Here is a 20501-nt window from a genome sequence, read left to right as displayed (position 1 = left end):
CATGGTCGACAGCGACAGCCGCACGACGCGCTACAGCCAGGTCTACGAGGAGCTGCGGACCGTGCTGCTCTCCGGTGCCTACGAGCCGAACACCCGGCTGACGGAAGCGGATCTGACCACCAGGTTCGAGGTCTCCCGCGGCACGATCCGTTCGGTGCTGGTGCGGCTGGCGCAGGAGGGATACGTCACCAGCGAGGCCAACCGCGGGGTCCGCACGCGCAGCTTCACCCTGTCGGAGGCCGCGGACATCCTCGAAGCCCGCGAAACCCTGGAGGCGGCGCTGGCGGGCAAAGCGGCGGAGCGGGCGACCGACCGGGAGATCGCCGAACTGCGCGCGACGCTGGAGGGAATGGAAGCGGCGCAGGGAAAGAGCGACCAGGCCGCCTATTCGAGGGGCAACCGGGCGTTCCACCAGCAGGTCAAAGCGGCCGCGCACCAGGCGACGCTGGCACGGACGTACGACACGCTGCTCTATCCCTTGGTGATGCGCCAGTATCGCAACATCTCGGCGCAGCACCCGCGAGCAGGTTCCCTCGCCGAGCACCGCGCGATCCTGCTGGCCATCATCACCCGCAACCCGGACGCGGCGGCCGCGGCGATGCGCCACCACGTCGGTTCCGCTCGGCGCGCGCTGCTGCTCGACCGGGGCCCGGTCCGGGAATGAACGGACCGGTCCTCGTCGCGTTCGACGGCACCCCGGCAGCGGAGCACGCGCTGTCGTGGGCAGCCGCGGCGGCCGTACGCCGTGGCTGCGAACTCGTCGTCGCCAGAACGACCTGGTGGCCCATCACTCTCGAGCCTGCTCTCCCAGCAGTGTGTTTGGTGCCGGAAGCCCGCGTCGACCACGCGGTCGAGCAGGCGGTCGCAGCCTGGCCCGCGCTGCGGGTGTCCGGCGCCGAGTCCGGCGGGACCGCAGAACTGCTCGCCATTGGTGCCAGGCTGGACTCCTCGCTGATCGTGGCACCCGCGTGCGCCCAGGTTCCGTGGCGAGCGCTCCTCCGCGGCGTGGGCAGACCGCTCGCATTCGCGGGCTCCCGCTGCGGGCCAGTGGTGTCCGAGATGCGTTCCCGGCAAGCGCACCTCGGCACACTGGCGCTCGCTTTCGACCTCGCCCGCTCCGGCGGAGCAGACCTGCATGTCCTGCACACCGCCGCTATCCGGCATCGCGCCTGTTCAGCGGACTTAGCCGGCTTCGCGGTGAGTGCACTGGCGGACTGGCTGGTGTCGTGCCCGGACGTCGCCATCACCTACCGGCTCGCCACCTCTTCGCGGATACAAGCCCTCAAGCACAGCGTGCGCTCGGGCGGAGTGCTGCTGCCGGCTCCGTAGACCGCCGAGGAGACCGTTGATGTGCCGCTGCTCAAGGCAGTCTCGGGCATCCGAGCATCTGGCTGTGATGGCAGCCAGATGCTCGGTGTGCGACTGAACGACCGGACAGCGGTTGCCGAGACTCCGATCGAATGCGCGGTGGTTCGGCCGACTTCCGCGGCCCTTCACAGGCTTGCCGGGTTACGCTGCCTGGCCGGTCACCGGGGTGTGCGGAAGCGCCCCAGTCGCGGCTCGGTAGAGATCCTCGTAGGCGTCCAGGGTCCGGGCTATTCCGTGCCTGGCAACGGCTTCCTGACCGGCTCGGCCCATTCTCGCGCGCAGGGCGGGATCGGCGGTCAGTTCCAGCAGGCGCTCCCCCAGCACCTCCGTCTCGCCGGGCGGGTAGAGCCACCCGGTCCGGCCCGGGGTCACCAGGTGGGGCAGGGCCATCGCGTCGGCGGCGAGCACCGGGAGGCCGGCGGCCATCGCTTCCATCGTCGCCAGGCTTTGCAGTTCGGCGGTGCCCGGCATGCAGAAGAGGTGGCTGGTCCGGTACGCGCGCACCAGTTCGGCGTCCGGCACGAAACCGCGGAACGTCACCCGGTCCGCGACGTCCAGGCGGGCGGCGAGGTGTTCCAGTTCCGTCCGGCACGAACCGTCGCCGATGAGGGTGGCGTGCAGGGTCGGGACTTTCGGCAGTGCCCGGAGGAGGTCGTCCACGTTCTTCTCCGCGTCCAGGCGGCCGACGAACAGGACGCGGACGGGATCGGCGGGCGCGGGTTCGGCCGGGACGTAGTGGCCCAGGTCGATTCCGCACGAGACGACTGCTACCGGGCCGGGGAAACCCTTTTCCTCCAGCAATTGCGCGGCGCGCGGGGTCGGCGTGGTGACGACCCCGGCGCGGCGGAAGACCCGGACGAAGTCGCGCCAGGCCCAGCGGGTCAGCGCTGACGTCACCGGTTCGGGCAGCGATACGAAGCCGAGCAGGTTTTCCGGCATGAAGTGGTTTGTCGCGACGGCGGGGACGCGACGTTCTTCGGCGGCGGCCAGCAGACCGCGGCCGACCGAGAAGTGCGACTGGACGTGGACGACGTCGGGGCGGAGTTCGTCCAGCAGTTCGGCGGCGGTGCGACGGGCGCGGCGCGGTGTGCTGAAGCGGAACGTCGGGTGGAAGGGCGTGCGGTGGGACGGCACGTAATGGAGCGCGTAGCCGGCGTCCGGATCGGGGACCTCGGCGCGCTGCGGGGTGAGGATGTGGACCTCGTGGCCGCGGGCGCTCAATCCGCGGGCCAGGCGTTCGGCGAAGTGGGCGGCGCCGTTCACATCGGGAGGGAAGGTGTCGGCGCCGATGACGATACGCAACCGGGAATGCGGCATGGGACGCTCCTGAACAGTTCGAGGTGACGGTTTCGCGTAGGCCAGCACGACGACGCCGGCGATGGCGACGGCGGCCAGTCCGATTTGGACAGTGGCGGCGACGGGCGACACGACTGGTCGCTCGCCGAACAGCAAGGCGCTGGCGAGGATTGCGGTGAACGGGTCCACGACAGTTGTCGCCGCGACAGCGACCGCGGCGGGACCGCTGGCGTAGGCCCGGTGCATCAGCCAGCCGCCGGCCAGCAGGAGCAGTCCGGCTTCGGCGGCCACTACCGCGCCCGTCCCGGGAGTCCCGTGGACAAAATGCAGGGCAGCGACGCGCATCGTGGCGGAGCCGAGTCCGAAAAGGACTGCCGCGGCGGCGGCTTGGGTCAGGCATTTCGCTCTGCCGCGGACAAACCATGCTCCGGCGGCCGCGCACGCTCCGGCCAGCAGCGCCGGTTGGGCGCTGGCGAGGCTGGGGATAGCGGCGACTCCGACGGACGTGGCGGAGAGCAGGACGAATCCGCCGACTCCCGCACATACCGCGACGGTCGCAGCGACTGCCCGGCTGGAGCGGTCCGGGTTTCGGAACCCGACGGTCAAAACCAGGCTGAGCACGCCGGTCGGCTGGACAACCGCCAGCGGCGCCAGCGAAAGCGCGATCAGGTGCAGCGCGCTGCCCAGAACGGCGAGGCTGGTGCCGCCGAGCCAGATCGGATTGCGGAGGACTGCGCTGACGACGCGCAAACCGGTCCCGTCGGCGGTTTCGACCGATCGGTGCTGAAAGCGGACGGCGGCGGCGAAGAAACACGCGGCAAGCACCGCCAGCGCGATCGCGACGAGGGTCATCGGCCCGCCCTTCCGATCGCGCGGGCGCCGGTGATCAGGATGGCCAGTTCCGCGGTGAGCGCGACGCGTTCGAGCAATCCGGCCGGCAATGCCGTGACGAACTGGGCGGCGCCGAAACCAGCGGCGGTGACCAGGCCCGCGATCGCGCAACCGGTGAGGCGGCGCGCGGTCCTCGCCCAATGCGGCTTGGCGCTCAGCCGTCGCCCCAGCGACGCGCAAGCCACCGGCAACGCTCCGAAAAGGACAGCGCCGCCGATCCGGTGAACAGTGCCGTGAAAGGTCGATTCGCCCACCGCCGCGTTTCCCTGGAACACCAGCTCGATCACCAGCGCGACGCCCCACAGTCCGAAAAGGACGATGGTGGTGCGCCCGGCGGGCAACGCCGTGGCCCGGGCGGCCGCGACGAGCAGGACTCCGGCGGTCAGCACGAGGAGCACGGCCAGGGCGAACCAGATCCGGGCGACCCGGTGCAGGGCGTAGTCGCTGACCGGGTCGCGGAACGGGTCGACGGTCGGGTCGAAGGCGAACGACAGCGTGCCGATCAGCGAAAGCGCGGCCGTGGTGAGGCCGATCGCCCACCAGGCGAGCCGCTTCGCGGGAGTGGCGCTGACAAGGCTTCCGGTCACCTGCCCCACGGTGGGCGGGCCGGATGAGAAGCTGATGAGAATTCCCCGGGGTTCGGTTAAGAAGCGCTCGGCGGGGTTCGGACGCGGGGGCGGAATCGGCCGATTCCGGTGTCGGACAGGAGAATTCGCGGCGGATTCGCCCGGCGCGGCGAGTCCTTCAGCGGCACGAGCGGATCCGGCCGGTTCGGGCAGGATGCCGCATTCCGCTCAACCGTCGCCCTGCGACCTCGGCTGACCCGATCACGCGCCCGCGGCCGGGAACGCCAGCTCGAACCGCGCGCCCCCGCCGTCGGCGGATCCGGCGCGGACCGTCCCGCCGTGCTGGCCGACCACCTGCTCCACGATCGCCAACCCCAGCCCGGACCCCGGCTTCGACCGCGCCGCTTCGGCCCGGTAGAACCGCTCGAACACGTGCGGCAGGTCGACCTCGGCGATGCCCGGTCCCTGGTCCGAGACGACGATCGCCGGGATCTCCGGCAGCACCGCCGCCCGGACCGTCCCGCCCGGCGGGCTCCACTTCGCGGCGTTGTCGAGCACGTTCAGCACCGCCCGCTCCAGCGCCCCGGCCCGGCCCTTCACCTCGGCGCTCGCCAGCGTCACGGCGAACCCCACCTGCGGCGACCGGGCCCGGACCCGGTCCGCGGCGGCGGCGAGCACGTCCGCGAGATCGACCCGGTCCACCGGTTCCGGCTCCCGCTCGCCAGTGGACAGGTCCACCAGCTCGCCGACCAAAGTGGTGAGTTCGACCGACTGGACATCGAGGTCCGCGAGCAGCCGGGTCCGGTCCTCCGGCGGCAGCGCCCGGTCCTGGCCCTCGGCGTGGATCAGCAGCTCGATGTTGTTGCGCAGGCTGGTCAACGGAGTCCGCAGCTCGTGCCCGGCGTCCTGCACGAGCCGCCGCTGCTCGTCGCGCGAAAGGCGGAGCGCGCCGAGCATTTCGTTGAACGCGTCGGCCAGCCGCGCCAGTTCGTCCTTGCCCGCGACGGTGATGCCGGCGGCGAGTTCCTGAGTCCTGGCGACGTCTTCGGCGGCGACCGTCAGCGCGGCGACCGGACGCAGCGCGGTCTTGGCGATCGCGCGCCCGGCCAGCGCCGCACCGGCGACACCGACCAGCCCGGCCAGCGTCAGCCACCCGCCGAGTTCGGCGAGAGTTCCTTCCAGGCCTTCGGAATTGCGCGCGACCAGCACCGCTCCCCCACCGGGCCGCGGCACGCTGCGCACCCGGTAGCGATCCCCGCCGATGCGTTCGACGTCGAAGCCGAGCGCCGCGTCCCCCGCCGCGACGAATCGGGCCTGCGGGCCAGTCGGAAACGGCGGCGCGCCAGCCACGCCGACGCTCGCCCCGTCCGCGTCCACGAACTCCACCGCCATCGCCTCGGCCCGCCCGGAACCTGGACCCGACTTGTCCTGCTGCACCGCACGCAGCGTGGCCAGCGCCTCCGCCGGGTCCGCGGCCTTCGCGGCGACCTGCGCGTAAGTCTGCAGCTGGGCGTCGAACTGCTGATACAGGTTTGCCCGGGTCAGGAACCACGCGGCCGAGAACGTCGCGACCACCGCGACGGCCATGGCGAGCGCGACCATCGCGGTGAGCCGGGTGCGCAGCGAGCGCTCCCGCCACCGCAGCCGGTTCACAGCGGGTCGTCCCGCAGCACGTAGCCGACCCCGCGCACGGTGTGCAGCAGCCGGGATTCGCCGCCCTCTTCGAGTTTCCGGCGCAGATAGCTGACGTAGACGTCCAGGCCGTTGGACGAACTGCCGAAGTCGTAGCCCCACACCTGGTCGAACATCGCCGTCCGGGTCAGCACGATCCGCGGATGCCGCAGGAACGCCTCCAGCATCGCGAACTCGGTGCGGGTCAGCCGGATCGGCCGGTCGCCCCGGCGAACCTCCCGGGTCTCCGGGTCCAGGACCAGGTCGGCGAAGGAGAGCGCGGACCCGGCCGGACGCGCCGGAGCGTCGTACTCGACCCGGCGCAGCAGCGCCCGCACCCGCGCCAGCAATTCCCGCAGCGCGAACGGTTTCACCAGGTAGTCGTCGGCACCCGCGTCGAGACCCGCGACCCGGTCCGTGACGCCCGTGCGCGCGGTCAGCATCAGGATCGGCACGAAGTTGCCCTCGGCACGCAGCACTCGACAGCTGTCCAGGCCGTCGAGCACCGGCATCATCACGTCGAGCACGACACCGTCCGGCTTCTCCGCCCGGATCACGTCGAGACCTTCCGCCCCGTCCCGCGCGAGCGAAACGGTATAGCCCTCGAACCGCAGCGTCCGCGACAGCGAATCCCGGACCGCTTCCTCGTCGTCGACCACGACCAAATGCACCGCCGCCTCCTTCCGCCTGGCCCCACTCTCCCGCACGAAAATGAGAACTCAGTGAGAAGTCGCCCGTTCCGGGAGTTCGGTACCAGCCGCGCGCCAGCCGCCAAACCTGTTCCCTCGGATCGGGCCGAAGACAGTGCGCCGCGTTCAGAACGGGTTGGTTGTTTCCGTTTGTCCCCTGCCGGGTGGATCGTCGGCAGGCGGGTCGTGAAGATAACGGTGCAGCCAGGCGTCGAGGCCGGCTCGCCAAGGCTTTCCGACATGCCGGACGTCGGCGCGGATCGCGGTGAGTTTCCAGGTGCATCCGGCCGTGGTGCGAGTGGTTGTGCCGCGAAGGCGTTCTTCGACGTGCCGACGGACAGCGAGCAGTTCCGGACTTGGACTGATCCGCGCGAACGCGCTGACCGTCCGTGTGATGTCGTGGTGCAACTGCTTGCGCGCGTCGCTGGGCGCGGTGGACAGGAGCAGGTACGGGTCATGGATCCACCAGTCGGCTTCCACCGTCAGCCAGCGGCGTTCTGTTTCTCTGGCGGGCAAAGCAACCCGGAAGCTGTCGGTCTGCAGTCTCCGGTCGATGAGGTAGAAGCGTTCGCCGGAGTTGACGCTCAGCCCGGCAGTGGCCGCGCGGTGGGCGACGACGGCGACGTGCTGGCCGCGCAGCCTGGCCCTAGTGCGCGCGATCGCGCTGCTGATGCTGTAGCCGAGGACAGGGCGAGCGTCAGGGCGGAACCTAGGCACCGTGGGCCAGTCCGTTGTCGGCGTGGCCGTTGCTGCTCGGACTGCCGAAGTCGGCGTCGTCGACGGAGTTCAAATGAGTGAGCCGGAGTCCCTGCGGCGGCAGCGGCGGAAGCGCCGCGACGGGAGGATCCTGCAAGCTGATGACGGTGCCGGCGGTGTCGAGGCCAGGCAGGTGGATCCACGCGTCGCCGGTGAAGTCGCCGGTGCTCACGTGGATCGGCGCGCAGCGGGCCGGCGGGACCAGGCCGACGGTGAACGGTTCGACCACCGCCCGCCAGATCGCCTCGGACATCACCAGCGCTGCCCCGAACCGCTCGCCGGTCGGGTCGGCGTGGCACCAGTGCCGCACGACCTCGCCGAACGCGGCGGAATTGAGCAGCCGGGTCAGGGTGATGTACGTGCGGTGGTAGCGCCGGTCGTCCGCCATCGGCCCCAGGTGCACCGCGACCCGCGCCCGCATCGGGAACCGGTGGTACCGGTTACGCGACCGCAGCAGGTGGTCGAGGTGGAACACGACCTCCACCAGCCGTCCGGCCTCGTGATCGGGAAAGGCGAGCATCGAGCCGTCGCCGGTCTCGCGCGGGTGCCCGGCCTCGTCCCAGGACAGGCCAGTCGTGGCCAGCGCCTGTGCGAGCAGGGATTCCATCTCGGTTTTCATCGGGTCGAGCAGGTCGTCGCTGGCCCGCGACGAACCCACGATGTCGACCACGATGACCGCCCGCGTGCGCGCGGCGTAGTGACTCGACGTGAACGCGCTCATCGGTGTTCTCCCCCTGCACTGTCATCATTTGGTAACAGGCAGGAGTGTCACGACTACCCGGCATCGAGTTCTGTTCACCGGTGCACAGAACCGCGCATCAGTTGTCGCCGGATGGGTGATCTAGGTCATCTCGGCGAGGGACTGCAACCGGGGGACGTCGATCACGGTCAGCGACCGCCGTCCGGTCGCGATCACGTTCTGGCTCCGCAACTGCTTCAGCGCTTTCGCGAGGGTGCCGCGGGAGACGGGGATGAATGCCGCCTGCTCCTCCTGGGTCAGCGGCGCGTCCACCGACCATCCCCCGTCCCGCTCGCTCGCGCAGACGTCGACCAGGTACAGCAACCGCCGCGCGATCTGGACAGTCATGTCCGGCGTACGGGTGTTGGTGCGTTCCCGCTGCGCGTTCCACAACCGCTCGCTCTGCAGGACACTGATCTGATAGGTGGTTTCCGGATTCTCGTGGAGGAACCGGCGGAACGTCTCGGCGTCGATCCGCCGCAGCGCCACGTCGTCCAGCGCGACCACGTCGGCCATCCGCGGCAGCCGGGTCATCACCGCGGCCTCGCCGTAGATGTCGCCTGGGCCGCCGACGTCCAGAATGACCTGCCGGGCCTCGTGATCGGTCGAGGTCACCTTCACGTGCCCCTGCTCCAGCACGACCACGTCGACGCCTGCCTTGCCCACCGCCAGCACCGGTTCCCGCGGCCGCAGCCGCTGCCGACTGCCCAAGGACATCAGCCTCGTCTTGTCCCGTTCCGGCAACCGGTTCAGAAACGACGGCTTCCGCCCGCCCCCTGCTCCCCGCCCCACGCACCCTCCGCTCCACGCGCCCGTCCGAGCACGGAGCCTAAGCGCGGACGATCACCCACGCTCGGCAGCCGGACCGGTGAACACCCGCAGCCGCACGAGTTCGCCGCGCACCCAGCCGGCCAGCCGGTTCAACGGCCCGTCCGCCGGCTCGGCGCGCCACTGCTCCATCAGCACGCCATCGGGACCGTGCCCGGCAGACCACCACAACGCGCTGCGGACCTCCCCCGCGGTCAACGGCACGATCCGCCGTCCCGGCACCGGCCGCACCATGGACTTCACCCCCATCACCGCCGCCACCGCCTCGGCGAACGTGAACTGATGCTCCACCACAACCTCCTGGGCCGCGCCCTCGCCCCGACCGCCCGCAGCCGCGGCGGGGAACATCCCCAGCCGAACCAATTGACCCCGCACCCGCGCCGTCTGGAAACGCCGAACGACGGACTCCGCATCAACCGGCAGCGCCCGCATTCCGCCGGACTGCCGCCCGCGCCCGGCGCGTCTCAGATCCGCGCGCACGCCCCGCACCGACAACTCCCCCACGGCCACGCTGAGCGAGCCGCCATAGGCAGCCGCGTGCGAAGCCAGCACGGCCTCGACCGCCTCGTTCACCGTGAACTGATGACGCACCCACACCGCCACCCGTTCCTGCCCGCCGACCGCCCGTTTCGCAAAACCCACCCGGCCACCACAGCAGATCCGGCATGAGAGTTCCGTCCACCGCCGGACAAAGCCGGACTTCGATGTGCGAATGCGCGATTGAATCGAACTGCCCGCGCCCGGCTGTGCTCAACGAGCCGCGACCTTCATCGTCAGCCCCCGGGGGGCGCGGAAGCAGACCCGCCACATGCCGGCGTTCGGGCCTTCGGCGAGCACGCTCGGTCCCGGTCCGATGCAGGTGATGTCGTCCCTCGCCGCCAAGTAGTCCCACACGGCCTCGATGTCGAATGAGCCGTCTGCTCAACCTGGTGTCACCCCGCGAAAGACCGCCGAATCCACGTTTGCCGTCGACCCGGTTCACGACCGAGCGCCACCGAGCACGCACGCGTGAAGGCAGGCCGCGAGCCGGATCCGGAGGCCTCGCAGATCCCGCAATGCCACCAGCACCGAGCCGACCGACAGGTCGATGCCGCCGGTGGCGAGCACGAACGTCTGCCCGATCGCCATCACCCCGACCACCGACGCGGCGAGCGCGATGCTGCGGAAGTTGTACGCGCCGAGGAACGCCTCCGGCCGCATCAGCGAGAAGACCGCCACCAGCACGAACAGGATCGCGACCATGCCCGTGCTCGGCCGGCCCAGCAGCCGGCGGGCCAGCGACGGGACCCGCGCACCGCCTGCGTCCCCGGTGACCCGGGCGATCGTGGCCCCCACCGAGCTGTCGTTCTTGACCGTCATGATGCCTTCGCCTCCGCCGGAGTTCCGCTGGTCATGGCCTGCACGAGGTCGGGCACCTCCGCCTCGCCGCGGGCGAACGACGCGACCCGCTGCCCCAGGCGCAGCACCTGGATCGAGTCCGCCACCGACAGCACGTCGGGCATGTTGTGGCTGATCAGGATCACCGCGATGCCCTGGTCGGCGACCCGCCGGATCAGCTCCAGGACGCTGCGCGTCTGCGCGACGCCGAGCGCCGCGGTCGGCTCGTCCATCATCACCAGGTGCCGGGCCCACATCGCGGCCCGCGCGATCGCGACGCTCTGCTGCTGCCCGCCGGACAACGCCGCCACCGGCGCACCCTGGTCCTTGATCCGCACGTCGAGGCCGCGGAACGTCTCCTCGGCCCGGGCCCGCATCGTCCGCCGGTCGACCAGCCGCAGCGGCGCCAGCGGCCCGCCGCGGAAGATCTCCCGGCCCATGAACACGTTCTCGTACGGAGTCAGGTCGGTCGCCAGGGCGAGGTCCTGGTAGACCGTCTCGATCCCGTGCTCTCGCAGATCCGCCGGAGAGCTGAGCCGGACGGGCTTGCCGTCGATCCGCAACTCGCCCTCGTCCGGGACATACACCCCGGACAGGACCTTCACCAGCGAACTCTTCCCGGCTCCGTTGTCCCCGATCAACGCGGTGACCTCGCCGGCCTTGGCCTCGAAGTCCACCCCGCGCAGCGCTTCGACGTGGCCGAACGCCTTCCGGATTCCTCGCGCCTGCACGACGTACTGGGCAGCGGTGTCCACTCCTCCTCCTTCGTTGGGGGGCTGGATGTGACGGACAGCAGACCCCGAGTTCGCCCATCTGGCCATTGAGCCGCCCATCTGAGCACTCGAACTCTGTGTCAGGTATGACAGCTCTCTCGCGCCCGTCTGTCAAAGAGTGCGCCCATATGGGCACACGCGCGCTACAGTGGGCGGCACCGCAGCAGCAGGAGGAGGAATCCATGGGCCCGGCCGAGCTCGTCCAGGCGACCGCGATCGCGCGGCAGTACTACCTCGAAGGCATGGCGAAGACCGACATCGCCGCCCAGCACGGGATCTCCCGGTACAAGGTCGCGCGCATCCTCGACGCGTGCGTCGCCGAGGGCATCGTCCGCATCGAAATCACCGGCAGCGCCGCGGTCGACACCGAACTCTCCGAACGGCTGCGCCGCCACTACCGGCTCAAGCACGCCCTCGTCGTCTCCGGGCCGTTCCCGGACGGCGAGGGACTGCGCGACGCGCTCGGCCGCGCGGCCGCCGACCTGCTCGCCGAGACCCTCACCGAAGACGACGTGCTCGGGGTCGCCTGGGGACGGACGCTGGACGCGATGGCCCGCCAGGTCAAGGATCTTCCCCCGTGCCGTCTCGTGCAGATGACCGGCATCGCCGGAGCCGTCCAGGCCAGTTCGGTGGACCTGATCCGGCAGCTGACGTCGGTCACCCGCGGCCCGCACCACCCCATTTACGCGCCGCTCATGGTGTCCGACCGGCACACCGGCGAAGCACTGCGCCGGCAAGCGGGCATCCACGCGGCAGTCTCCCGGTGGCCCGACATCACCGTCGCCGTCGTCGCGGTCGACGGCTGGTCATCGCACGGCTCGCAGGTCTACGACGTGCTCACCGACGACGACCGCGAAGAACTCGCGAACCTCGACGTCGCCAGCGAAATGTGCTCGATCTTCTTCGACCGCGACGGACGTCCGGTGCCGACCACGCTCGCCGAACGCACCATGGCCATCCCCCACTCACAGCTCGGACGCATCCCGGAGGTCATCGCGGTCGCCGGCGGAACCGAGAAAACCGAAGCGCTCCAATCAGTTCTGCGAGGCAGCACTGTCACGTCCGTGGTCACCGACGCCGCGGTGGCGACTGAACTGCTCGCCCGCGAGCCGGAAACCGAGCACGAACGCCGGTAGGTCGCGACGCCGACGACGTGTTCCAGACGCCAGCCGTTCCCGGCCATGTGCTCCGTTCGCCTGTTCAGCTTTCCCTTTTGTAGTGGCAAGAAGCGCTTTCAACTCTTTTTCGCGAAAGACCGTCGGATAATTGTCCGGGAGGTGCGGCACCTCCATTTTGTAAAACGGGGACAACTCGACAATCTCTTGCTTGGCGATGTAACTGTGCGACAGCGACTCCCCGGCGCGGAAATTCGGCCGTTGGCGGAGATATTCGAAATACCGCTCCAGCTCCCGACGACCGATGTCGGGAGCCACCATCGAGATGTCTTCGTCGTCGAGGCAGTTGACCAGCATGGCCATGCTGTCGAGGTAGGCGTCGATCGTGGAGTCGGCGCGGTTCTTGGCCCTCAGATGCGTTCTCCAGTCCGAGACGAACTCCCGGATGCCATCGGGCTCCCGCACCTCCAGCGGTGCCTCAACGGCGGTCATGAAAACAGGCTTACTCGAACAATCCCTTGGCCTACCAGCGCTGTGCTCGTTTCCAGCGCTTCCGCGATACCGCTCCTCAAGGTCATTTTGAGGGCGTTTTCGCAGGTCAGACCCTATATAAAGGGAGGCAGAGTGGGCCGGGTCGGGCTCGAACCGACGGCCAAGGGATTATGAGTCCCCTGCTCTAACCAACTGAGCTACCGGCCCCTGGGTTCGCTTCCGCAGGTCGATCCCCCCAGTTCAGGTCAACTTAGCACAGGGCCCGCGCGGGCCGGGGAGCGTAGGCCGATCGGGTCGGGAACCCTCGCGCGGGCCGTCAGTCGCCTAGATTGCTGGGGGTCGGGTCCGAGAGGAGACCGCCATGCCCATCCCAGCACGGGTTCCGCTCGCGCTTCTCGATGCTCTCGCCGCCGGGCTCGGGCTGGGCTACCTCGCCCGCGACTACCGGGACACCCTCGTCTCGCACGGGGCGGTCCTGTCGGTCGCCGCGGTCGTCGGGGTTGCGGTAATCGTGGTGGCATACCGGGGATACCGTGCTCTTCGCAGTGCGAACACCCGCCTGGACGCGATAATCGCGGACGAGCTGTCACGGCGCAAGCCGTCGCCGCGGCCGCGGCGGTAACGCGGATTCCGTTGCGGTTACGTGGGAAAATGAGCAACGCCGCCCAACCCGGCAATGGCGCCGTACAAACCGGGTGCGAGCGCCTCGGCGAGACCGCCGGACGGCACCGCTTCCCGCAAAAGGTGCAGCCACGCGAAGACGGAACCGAGCAGCATCGCGTGCACTACGGGCACTTCGGGGCGGCGAAGCAGCTCGCCGCGGTTGACTGCGCGGTCTAGCACCTCCACCAGGTACGCCCGTTCCCGCACCAGGAACAATTCGCCGAGCCGGGCCGTGGGTGCGTCTTCGGCGCGGAGGTCGACAAGCAGGCCAGGCAACGCGTTTCGCACTTGCGGTCCGTCCAAAGCGGACTGAATGTCGGCGAGAACGCCCGCCACGTCACCGCGCAGAGTGCCGGTGTCGGGCGGGGCTGCCAGTGCGTCGTCGTGCACGACGGCAGCGAAGACGAGTTCCGCCTTCGACTTCCAGCGCCGGTAGAGCGCCGCCTTGCCGACGCCGGCGCGTGCGGCGATCGCGTCGACCGTGCATCGCTGGTAGCCGACTTCCTCCAGCAGTTCGTTGACCGCGGCCCGCACCGCCTCGTCGATTCCCTGCTCTCGCGGCCGTCCGCGCCGGTTGTTCGTCATGGCGCACAGTTTACGAGACTGGCAGTTCCGTATATCTTCGGGGCATGACCTGGGACAAAACCTCCACCCGGACCCTCGCCGTCGACCCGGCCGCGCTCTGGGACGTCCTCGCCGACGTCCAGAACTGGCCGCGCTGGGACCCGGACGTCGCGCGCGTCGAACTGCACGGGCCGATCACCGCCGGATCGACCGGATTCCTTTACCCCAGCGGCGGATTCCGCGGCAGCGTGCACGCGAAAATCGCGAAGGACTTCACCTTCACGGCCTGGCGGCCCGGACACGAGTTCACGCTCCGCCAGCCCGTTCCGCTCGGCCGGATGGACCTCCGGCTGAGCGTCGCGGCCGTCCCCGGCGGGGCCGAGCTGACCCAGCGCGTCGTCCTCGACACGCCGCTGCGGGCGGTCATGGTGCGGATCATCGGCGCGGACATCGTGGCGAACTTCGGCCGGAAATGCGACGCGCTGGCCCGGCTCGCCACCGCGAACGCGACCTGACCGCCCCCGCGGTCCCGGCCGGAGCACCAGGACCGCGGGCGGGCGGACCGGACTAGTTCCGGTACCGGAACAGGATCCGGCCCCGGTCGAGGTCGTACGGGCTCAGCTCCACCAAAACCCGGTCATACGGCACGATCTTGATGAAGTTCTTCCTGATCTTGCCGCTGATGTGGGCCAGCACGTGGTGCCCGTTCGGCAATTCGACGGTGAACCGGGCGTCGCGCAGGCACTCGACCACGGTTCCCTCGACTTCGATCCCGCCCTTACCGGCCATGGCGCATCAACTCCACCGTGCTGTTCGCCCGCCGCGCGCCGATGCCCTCGAACAGCGCCGTCGCCGCCGCGTTGGCCTCGTTCACCTCGGCCGACGCCGTCTTGATCCCTGCTCGGTGCAGGACGTCGAGTGTGTGCATCACCAGCCCGCGAGCGATGCCCCGGCGTTGCCGGTCAGCGCGGACGGCGACGAGCCCGATCCGGGGCAGGCGCGTCACCTGAACCACGCGAATCAGACCCACGTATTCGCCGTCCTCGACAGCCACGGCGTACTTCGACGGATCCACGACAGTGTCGCCAGCCGGGTGCGGCAACACCTCAGCCGGCATCTCCGACCAGCCGACAGTCGCCTCGACCTCGGCGCGAACGACGCGGTCCAGCTCGCGCAACGGACCCTCTTCAGCGGATCCGGCGGGCACGATCGCGACGCCCGGCGGCGGGACAACCGGCCCGGCAGCGCGCGTGGGCACGACGTACTCCCATTCGCGGCGGCGGATCGTCAGACCGGCCTGCTGCCAGCCGTCCAGCAGTTCGCGGTCGGTTTCGTCGACCACGGTGTGGAGGGGGTCCGGCAGGGTCGCCAGCATTTCGCGGGCGAGCTGGTCGAAGACGGAGCGGTGCCAGGCGTCGACGCTCAGGAAAACCCGCCCGTCGGGCCGGGTGGTGGCCTCGCCGCGACCGGCCGGCCTGCCGTCGTCCGACGCTTGCCACAGTCCGGGTTCGACCCGGGTGATGCTCACCGCGGGTTCGCCCTCGGTGAAACGCACAGTGTCCATGATGGTCACCTTTCGGAGTGCCTTCAGCTCAAGGCGCTCCTGGCAACCCCTACGTCAGTCGCCCGACCGTGACGACACGGGGAGCACCCACATCGAAACAGCGTTCATGGGGCTCACCTCCCGGCGTCGAGTCACGGTCGGGACGAACCATAACGGTGCCTGATGACCCCGTCCACCGATTTAATTCATCCGCAGCACTACCTTGCCGCGACCATGTCCGACAGCCACCTCGCGATGGGCGCTCGCGGCGTCGTCGAGCGGGTACTCCGCCCGGACGGTCACCCGCAGTTCGCCTCGCGCGCACAGGTCGAGCAGCTCGCCGAGCCGCCGAGCGGACCGGTCGCTGGTGATCCACTGTCCGCCGAGTTCGGCGGCCAATGCTGGCTCCACAATGGATCCGATCCGGCCGCGCTCGGCCACGATCTCCGCCGCAGTGCGAAGGGTTCCTTGCCCGGCGGTATCGAGAGCGAGGTCTATACCAGCTGGGGCGGCTTCACGGAGGCGTTCGATTTCGCCTTCGCCGTAGGTCACTGGTATCGCACCAAGCGCGCGGAGATACTCGTGGTTCTGCGCGCTGCCGGTCCCGATCACGCGCAGCCCGCGATAGCGCGCCAACTGGACGGCCATCGAGCCGACGCCGCCAGCCGCCCCGTGGATCAGGATCGTCTCGCCGGAGCGTGCACCGAGCCGTTCCAACGCGGTGTGCGCCGTCTGTCCAGAAGCAGACAGCGCTCCTGCCGTCAGCCAATCGACCTTCTCCGGTTTGAGAGTTACTTGGCTGGCTGGCGCGCTGACGTACTCGGCATAGCAGCCCAGCACCCGGAACCCGGAAACCTGTTGTCCGGTCTCGAATTCGGTCGCCCCGGCGCCGACCTGGACGATCGTCCCCGCGAACTCGTTGCCCAGAACCTGCGGAAACTCGATGGTCGCGCCCGGCGGCGTCCAGCCGTCCCGAATCGCGACGTCGGTCGGCTGAACGCCAGCAGCCTCGACGCGCACCAGCACCTCCCCGGGCCCGGCGACTGGCGTCGGCAACCGGTGAAGGGTCAGCCGTTCGGCAGGTCCGAACTCGTCGATCGCGGCAGCACGCATCACCGACGGGATCTTGGACATCACGCCACCGCCTTCGCTGCCGACCGGACGAATTCCGTCAACTCCTGGACACTGCTCGCCCCGGCGACAAGGCGGTCGCCATGCACGATCGTCGGCACAGAACGGATCCCCAGCGACCGTCCTTCTTCGTGATCCGCCAGCACTTCCGCCGCGTAGTCCTCATTCTCGCCGAGCGCGAGCACCTCGTCGCGCTGCAGCCCGGTCTTCAAGTCCGCCAGCACGTTCCAATCCGCCAGATCGAGGTTGTCCCGCAGATGCGCGGCGAACATCGCCTCCCACGCAACGGTTTCGGCGAGTCCCCGCGCGGCGGCCAGCTTGAGCACCCGATGGGCGGGCCGGGAATCGAGCGCCCACGCGGTGTCCATGCGAATCGTCAGCCCGTCCGCGCGCCCCGCCTGCTCGATCCGGTCCCGGCGGCGTCCCCATTCCGCCTCGCTGATCCCCCATTCGACCGCGGCGACCTCGCCGATCCGCCGCCGCCGCGGACCAGGACCTTCCGGAGCCAGAAGAAAACTCCGATGCTCGACGCGGGCCGGGACACCCGACTCCGCAATCGCTTGCGCGAGGCGGCGATGTCCCATCCAGCACCACGGACACAGCACGTCGGCCCATACCCGCAGGGTCGTAGTCGTCACAAAATCCCCTTCACGCGCGATCACCGCCGCCGTCCGGGCGGTGCCTACAGTGGACTTCATCAAGCGGACTTGATGTCAAGCACGGAAAGAGCTGCCATGCCCCAGATCACGCGCGAGGTCGTCTGGCTGAAGCCGGGACAGATCGCCGAACGCGCCGGCGTGAGCGTCCCGACGCTGCACTATTACGAGAGCCGCGGGCTCATCGCGAGCAGGCGCACGAGCGGCAACCGGCGCGAGTACCGCCGCGACACGCTGCGCATGATCGCCTTCATCCGTACCGCGCAGCGCGTCGGGGTGTCGCTGGAGGAGATCAAGGACGCGCTCGCCGAACTGCCGGACCAGCGCATCCCGACCAAACGAGACTGGGAGCGCATCTCCCGCCGCTGGCACGACCGCCTCACCGCCCGGATCGAGGAACTGACCGCGCTGCGGGACCGCTTCACCGACTGCATCGGCTGCGGCTGCCTGTCGCTGAAATCCTGCCCGTACTCGAATCCGGACGACGTCCTCGGCCAGGGCGGCGCGGGGGCGCGCCGGTTTCCGCATTAGGCGCCCGCGCGCTCCGCGTGCCTCCCGCCTTCCCGCGCGCTCTCCACTTCGCGGGTCGCGGGTCGCGGGTCGCGGGTCGCGGGTCGCGGGTCGCGGGTCGCGGGTCGCGGGTCGCGGGTCGTGAGGGTTCCCCTCACGGACCCAGAGTCCGTGAAGGTGGCCCTCACGGACTTCGACGGGTCCTGAGGAAAGACTCCGACGGGCTCTGAGTCGGCGAGGGGTTCCCTCAACGGACCCGAACTGCCGTAAAAGTGGCTCTCACGGAATCAGCGGGCCAGGGCAGCGCGCCAGCAACGGGCCTCGCACCATTGGGTCGCCGCTATCCGCCGAGCGCCGCCCGGAAATACCGCCCCGTCGCGCCGTCGTGCTCGGCGAGTCCCTTCGGCGTGCCGGTGTAGAGCACCTGGCCGCCGTTCTCGCCCGCGCCGGGGCCGAGGTCGAGCACCCAGTCCGCGGCGGCGACCACGTGCAGCGAATGCTCGACCACGACGAGCGTCCGGCCTTCGTCGACGAGCCGGTCCAGCAGCGCCACCATCCGCGTGGTGTCGCTGGGATGCAGGCCCGCGGTGGGTTCGTCGACGAGCAGGTCGTCGCTGGTCGAGTCGAGCTGCCGGGCGAGTTTCAGCCGTTGCCGCTCGCCGCCGGAGAGCGTGTCGAGCGTGCGGCCGCTCGCCAGGTGCCCGAGCCCCAGTTCGCCGAGCAGCGCGGCCAGCCGGACCACGTCCGGATGCGGCACGTACCGGGCCAGCGCCGACATCGGCGTGCCCAGCACCTCCAGCACCGTCCGCCCTTCGAGCCGCGTTTCCAGCGCCTCAGCACGGAATCCGGTCGCGTCGCACTCCTCGCACGGCGTGTCGACATCCTCCAGGAACGCCAGGTCCGTCCGCCGGACGCCGGTGCCTCGACACGCCGGGCACCCGCCCTGCGAACGCGGGTTGAACAGCTTCGGCGACTCCCCGCTCACCTCCGCGAACGCGCGCTGCACCGGGTCGGCCAGCCCGAGCCAGGTGCCGACCGTCGATCGCGACGTCGCGACGATCTGGCTCTGATCGACCACCGTGAACCGCGGGTGCCGCTCGGCGAGTTCGCCCGCCAGCGTCGACTTCCCGGACCCGGCCACCCCGGTGATCACCGTGAGCACGCCGGTCGGCACATCGACGTCGATGTCGCGCAGCGTGTGCCGGTCCAGCCCGCGCAACGGCAGCCAGCCGGTCGGTTCCCGCAGCGTGTCCTTGAGCCGGACGCCCGTGCGCAACGCCCGCGCGGTCGTCGTGTCCGCCTTCCGCAGCTCCGCCGGCGGACCGTGGAACACCACGCGTCCGCCAGCTTCCCCCGCTCCCGGCCCCAGGTCGATCACGTGGTCCGCTGCGACCATCACCGCTTCGTGGTGATCCACCACCAGCACCGTGTTGCCATGATCACGCAACCGCCGGAGTACATCAACGAGGGACGCGACGTCGGCCGGATGCAGCCCGTCCGTCGGCTCGTCGAGCACGTACGTGAGGTCGGTGAGGCTCGATCCCAAGTGGCGCACCAGTTTCAGCCGCTGCGATTCGCCGCCGGACAACGTCGGCGTCGCGCGGTAGCAGTGCAGGTGGCCGAGGCCGAGCGTGATCATCGATTCCAGCCGCAACCGCAGCGCCGCCACCAGCGGACGCGCCCACTCGTGCTCGAGCCCGGCGCAGAATTCCAGCAATCCGGCCGCGTCGCGATACCCGAGGTCCACAATGGACACTCCGTTGATCCGGCTCTCCCGAGCGGCCGGCGCGAGCCTGCTGCCGCCGCAGTCCGGACACGGCCGTTGCCGGGTCACGTCGGCGAGCGCCGCCCGCACCGCCGGCCCCATCTTGGCCTCGCGTTCGACGAGCAGCCGCCGGATCCGCGGCACCATCGACTGGTATTTCGCGCTGGCCGGAAAGCGAGGCAACGGATTCGGCGGCTTCTGCGTCGGCCCGTGCAGCAGGAACTGCACCAGTTCCTCAGGCCACTCCCGCAACGGCAGATCGTTGTCGAAAAATCCCGAGTAGACATAGCGCTTCCAGATCCAGCTGTCGACCGCGAAGCTGGGGAAGACCATCGCCCCGTCGTTGAGCGAACGGCCGCGGTCGATCATCCGCTCGCCGTCGATGTCGGTGACCGTGCCGAGCCCCGCGCAAGCCGGGCACATGCCGGACGGATCGTTGAACGAGTAGGCGGGCGAATACCCCGCGGACGGTTCGCCCAGGCGGGAGAACAACATCCGCAGCATCGTCCACACCTCGGTGGCGGTGCCGACCGTCGACCGCGAATTCGTGCCGAGCGGCCGCTGATCCACCACGACGACGGTCGTCAGCCCGCTCAGCGAACTGGCCTCGGGAGCCGGATCGTGCGGCAGTTTGGTCCGCACGAACGCGGGCATCGTCGAGTACAACTGCCGCCGCGACTCGGCCGCGAGCGTCGCGAACGCCAGCGACGATTTGCCGGACCCGGAAACGCCGGTGACCGCGACCAGCTGGTGCTTGGGAATGTCGACGTCCACGTCGGCGAGGTTGTGCGTGCGCACCCCGCGGAGGCTGATCATGTTCGACGGCATGTCCCGCAGCCTACGTCCCGGCGGGGGTTCGGGTGGGGTGGGTTGAGCTGCTCTGGGGCGGGGCGAGCCGGGTGAGGCACGGCTCGGCTAGCAGGGACAGCGGGCCGCGACCGGGTGAGGCACAGATCGGCTGGGCGACCCACGGGTCGACGGGTCGTGGTCGGACAGGCCGCAGCTGGGCAAGTAGCGACGGGGCAGGGCGAGGTTCGCTGGGTCGCGGCTAGGCCAGCTTGTTCGCGGCCAGCCCAACCGTTTCCGCCCACCCGGCGCCCTCCACCAG

The 20501-nt window shown here is 69.9% G+C and carries 23 protein-coding genes and 1 tRNA gene; 6 read left to right on the top strand and 18 right to left on the bottom strand.

Features of this window, described 5'->3' with window-relative positions:
• Position 1: 1 nt before the first annotated feature.
• Together ABD156_RS35355 and ABD156_RS35350 are read left to right on the top strand one after the other, a co-directional pair.
• On the top strand, positions 2-664 hold the full coding sequence (locus ABD156_RS35355) for a GntR family transcriptional regulator (protein WP_344284229.1): 663 nt from the start codon (positions 2-4) through the stop codon (positions 662-664).
• Entirely contained in the window at positions 661-1329 is a 669-nt protein-coding gene (locus tag ABD156_RS35350; RefSeq protein WP_344284227.1) for a universal stress protein, read from the top strand. Before ABD156_RS35355 ends, ABD156_RS35350 begins: the two co-directional genes overlap by 4 nt.
• A 180-nt stretch (positions 1330-1509) precedes the next feature.
• Here the strand turns inward: ABD156_RS35350 and ABD156_RS35345 are convergent, their stop codons facing one another.
• From ABD156_RS35345 to ABD156_RS35300, 10 genes are all read right to left on the bottom strand, one after another.
• Positions 1510-3516, bottom strand: a complete 2007-nt coding sequence (locus ABD156_RS35345; RefSeq protein ID WP_344284224.1) for a glycosyltransferase — start codon at positions 3514-3516, stop codon at positions 1510-1512.
• Positions 3513-4142, bottom strand: coding sequence for a DUF998 domain-containing protein (locus ABD156_RS35340; protein WP_344284221.1), 630 nt, complete (start codon positions 4140-4142; stop codon positions 3513-3515). The genes ABD156_RS35345 and ABD156_RS35340 overlap by 4 nt, the downstream gene beginning before the upstream one ends.
• A gap of 240 nt (positions 4143-4382) precedes the next feature.
• Positions 4383-5774: an ATP-binding protein gene (locus ABD156_RS35335; RefSeq protein ID WP_344284218.1), complete on the bottom strand. Its 1392-nt coding sequence runs from the start codon at positions 5772-5774 to the stop codon at positions 4383-4385.
• Positions 5771-6463, bottom strand: coding sequence for a response regulator transcription factor (locus ABD156_RS35330; protein WP_344284215.1), 693 nt, complete (start codon positions 6461-6463; stop codon positions 5771-5773). The genes ABD156_RS35335 and ABD156_RS35330 overlap by 4 nt, the downstream gene beginning before the upstream one ends.
• Before the next feature lie 144 nt (positions 6464-6607).
• Positions 6608-7198, bottom strand: coding sequence for a hypothetical protein (locus ABD156_RS35325; protein ID WP_344284212.1), 591 nt, complete (start codon positions 7196-7198; stop codon positions 6608-6610).
• Positions 7191-7958, bottom strand: coding sequence for a hypothetical protein (locus ABD156_RS35320; protein ID WP_344284209.1), 768 nt, complete (start codon positions 7956-7958; stop codon positions 7191-7193). Before ABD156_RS35320 ends, ABD156_RS35325 begins: the two co-directional genes overlap by 8 nt.
• A gap of 120 nt (positions 7959-8078) precedes the next feature.
• The gene (locus ABD156_RS35315) at positions 8079-8693 is read right to left on the bottom strand and encodes a Crp/Fnr family transcriptional regulator (protein WP_344284206.1); all 615 of its coding nucleotides are present in this window, start codon (positions 8691-8693) and stop codon (positions 8079-8081) included.
• A gap of 126 nt (positions 8694-8819) precedes the next feature.
• Positions 8820-9446, bottom strand: coding sequence for a hypothetical protein (locus ABD156_RS35310; RefSeq protein WP_344284203.1), 627 nt, complete (start codon positions 9444-9446; stop codon positions 8820-8822).
• Between the two features lie 336 nt (positions 9447-9782).
• On the bottom strand, positions 9783-10163 hold the full coding sequence (locus ABD156_RS35305; RefSeq protein ID WP_344284201.1) for a hypothetical protein: 381 nt from the start codon (positions 10161-10163) through the stop codon (positions 9783-9785).
• Positions 10160-10936 (bottom strand): ATP-binding cassette domain-containing protein, encoded by a 777-nt coding sequence (locus ABD156_RS35300; protein ID WP_344284197.1) that lies wholly within the window; start codon positions 10934-10936, stop codon positions 10160-10162. The genes ABD156_RS35305 and ABD156_RS35300 overlap by 4 nt, the downstream gene beginning before the upstream one ends.
• A gap of 200 nt (positions 10937-11136) precedes the next feature.
• Here ABD156_RS35300 and ABD156_RS35295 point away from each other — a divergent pair, with 200 nt between their 5' ends.
• Positions 11137-12090: a sugar-binding transcriptional regulator gene (locus ABD156_RS35295; protein ID WP_344284194.1), complete on the top strand. Its 954-nt coding sequence runs from the start codon at positions 11137-11139 to the stop codon at positions 12088-12090.
• Here the strand turns inward: ABD156_RS35295 and ABD156_RS35290 are convergent.
• Both ABD156_RS35290 and ABD156_RS35285 read right to left on the bottom strand, forming a co-directional pair.
• Entirely contained in the window at positions 11989-12561 is a 573-nt protein-coding gene (locus tag ABD156_RS35290; RefSeq protein ID WP_344284191.1) for a hypothetical protein, read from the bottom strand. The two genes, ABD156_RS35295 and ABD156_RS35290, sit on opposite strands and share 102 nt — an antisense overlap.
• A 133-nt stretch (positions 12562-12694) precedes the next feature.
• Positions 12695-12768 (bottom strand) — tRNA-Ile (locus ABD156_RS35285).
• 154 nt (positions 12769-12922) lie between these two features.
• Here ABD156_RS35285 and ABD156_RS35280 point away from each other — a divergent pair.
• A complete protein-coding gene (locus ABD156_RS35280) occupies positions 12923-13183 on the top strand; it encodes a hypothetical protein (protein WP_344284188.1) in 261 nt (86 codons plus the stop codon).
• Between the two features lie 17 nt (positions 13184-13200).
• Here the strand turns inward: ABD156_RS35280 and ABD156_RS35275 are convergent, their stop codons facing one another.
• The gene (locus ABD156_RS35275) at positions 13201-13809 is read right to left on the bottom strand and encodes a TetR/AcrR family transcriptional regulator (RefSeq protein WP_344284185.1); all 609 of its coding nucleotides are present in this window, start codon (positions 13807-13809) and stop codon (positions 13201-13203) included.
• A gap of 44 nt (positions 13810-13853) precedes the next feature.
• On the opposite strand from ABD156_RS35275, the gene ABD156_RS35270 reads away from it, so the two are divergent.
• Positions 13854-14303 carry an SRPBCC family protein gene (locus ABD156_RS35270; RefSeq protein ID WP_344284182.1) on the top strand — a complete coding sequence of 150 codons (450 nt, stop codon included), beginning with the start codon at positions 13854-13856 and terminating at the stop codon, positions 14301-14303.
• A gap of 52 nt (positions 14304-14355) precedes the next feature.
• Here the strand turns inward: ABD156_RS35270 and infA are convergent, their stop codons facing one another.
• The 4 genes from infA to ABD156_RS35250 form a co-directional block, all read right to left on the bottom strand.
• On the bottom strand, positions 14356-14577 hold the full coding sequence (gene infA, locus ABD156_RS35265; RefSeq protein ID WP_344284179.1) for a translation initiation factor IF-1: 222 nt from the start codon (positions 14575-14577) through the stop codon (positions 14356-14358).
• Positions 14567-15352 carry a GNAT family N-acetyltransferase gene (locus tag ABD156_RS35260; RefSeq protein ID WP_344284176.1) on the bottom strand — a complete coding sequence of 262 codons (786 nt, stop codon included), beginning with the start codon at positions 15350-15352 and terminating at the stop codon, positions 14567-14569. Before ABD156_RS35260 ends, infA begins: the two co-directional genes overlap by 11 nt.
• A gap of 180 nt (positions 15353-15532) precedes the next feature.
• Positions 15533-16465, bottom strand: coding sequence for an NADP-dependent oxidoreductase (locus ABD156_RS35255; RefSeq protein WP_344284173.1), 933 nt, complete (start codon positions 16463-16465; stop codon positions 15533-15535).
• On the bottom strand, positions 16465-17100 hold the full coding sequence (locus tag ABD156_RS35250) for a DsbA family oxidoreductase (RefSeq protein WP_344284170.1): 636 nt from the start codon (positions 17098-17100) through the stop codon (positions 16465-16467). Before ABD156_RS35250 ends, ABD156_RS35255 begins: the two co-directional genes overlap by 1 nt.
• Before the next feature lie 96 nt (positions 17101-17196).
• On the opposite strand from ABD156_RS35250, the gene soxR reads away from it, so the two are divergent.
• Positions 17197-17649, top strand: a complete 453-nt coding sequence (gene soxR, locus ABD156_RS35245; RefSeq protein WP_344284167.1) for a redox-sensitive transcriptional activator SoxR — start codon at positions 17197-17199, stop codon at positions 17647-17649.
• A gap of 319 nt (positions 17650-17968) precedes the next feature.
• Here the strand turns inward: soxR and ABD156_RS35240 are convergent, their stop codons facing one another.
• Positions 17969-20221 carry an ATP-binding cassette domain-containing protein gene (locus tag ABD156_RS35240; RefSeq protein WP_344284164.1) on the bottom strand — a complete coding sequence of 751 codons (2253 nt, stop codon included), beginning with the start codon at positions 20219-20221 and terminating at the stop codon, positions 17969-17971.
• Between the last annotated feature and the right edge of the window lie 280 nt (positions 20222-20501).

The organism is Amycolatopsis albidoflavus (assembly GCF_039525725.1).
In the GTDB taxonomy this organism is placed as follows: domain Bacteria; phylum Actinomycetota; class Actinomycetes; order Mycobacteriales; family Pseudonocardiaceae; genus Amycolatopsis; species Amycolatopsis albidoflava.
This window is presented reverse-complemented; position numbering and strand designations above follow the sequence as displayed.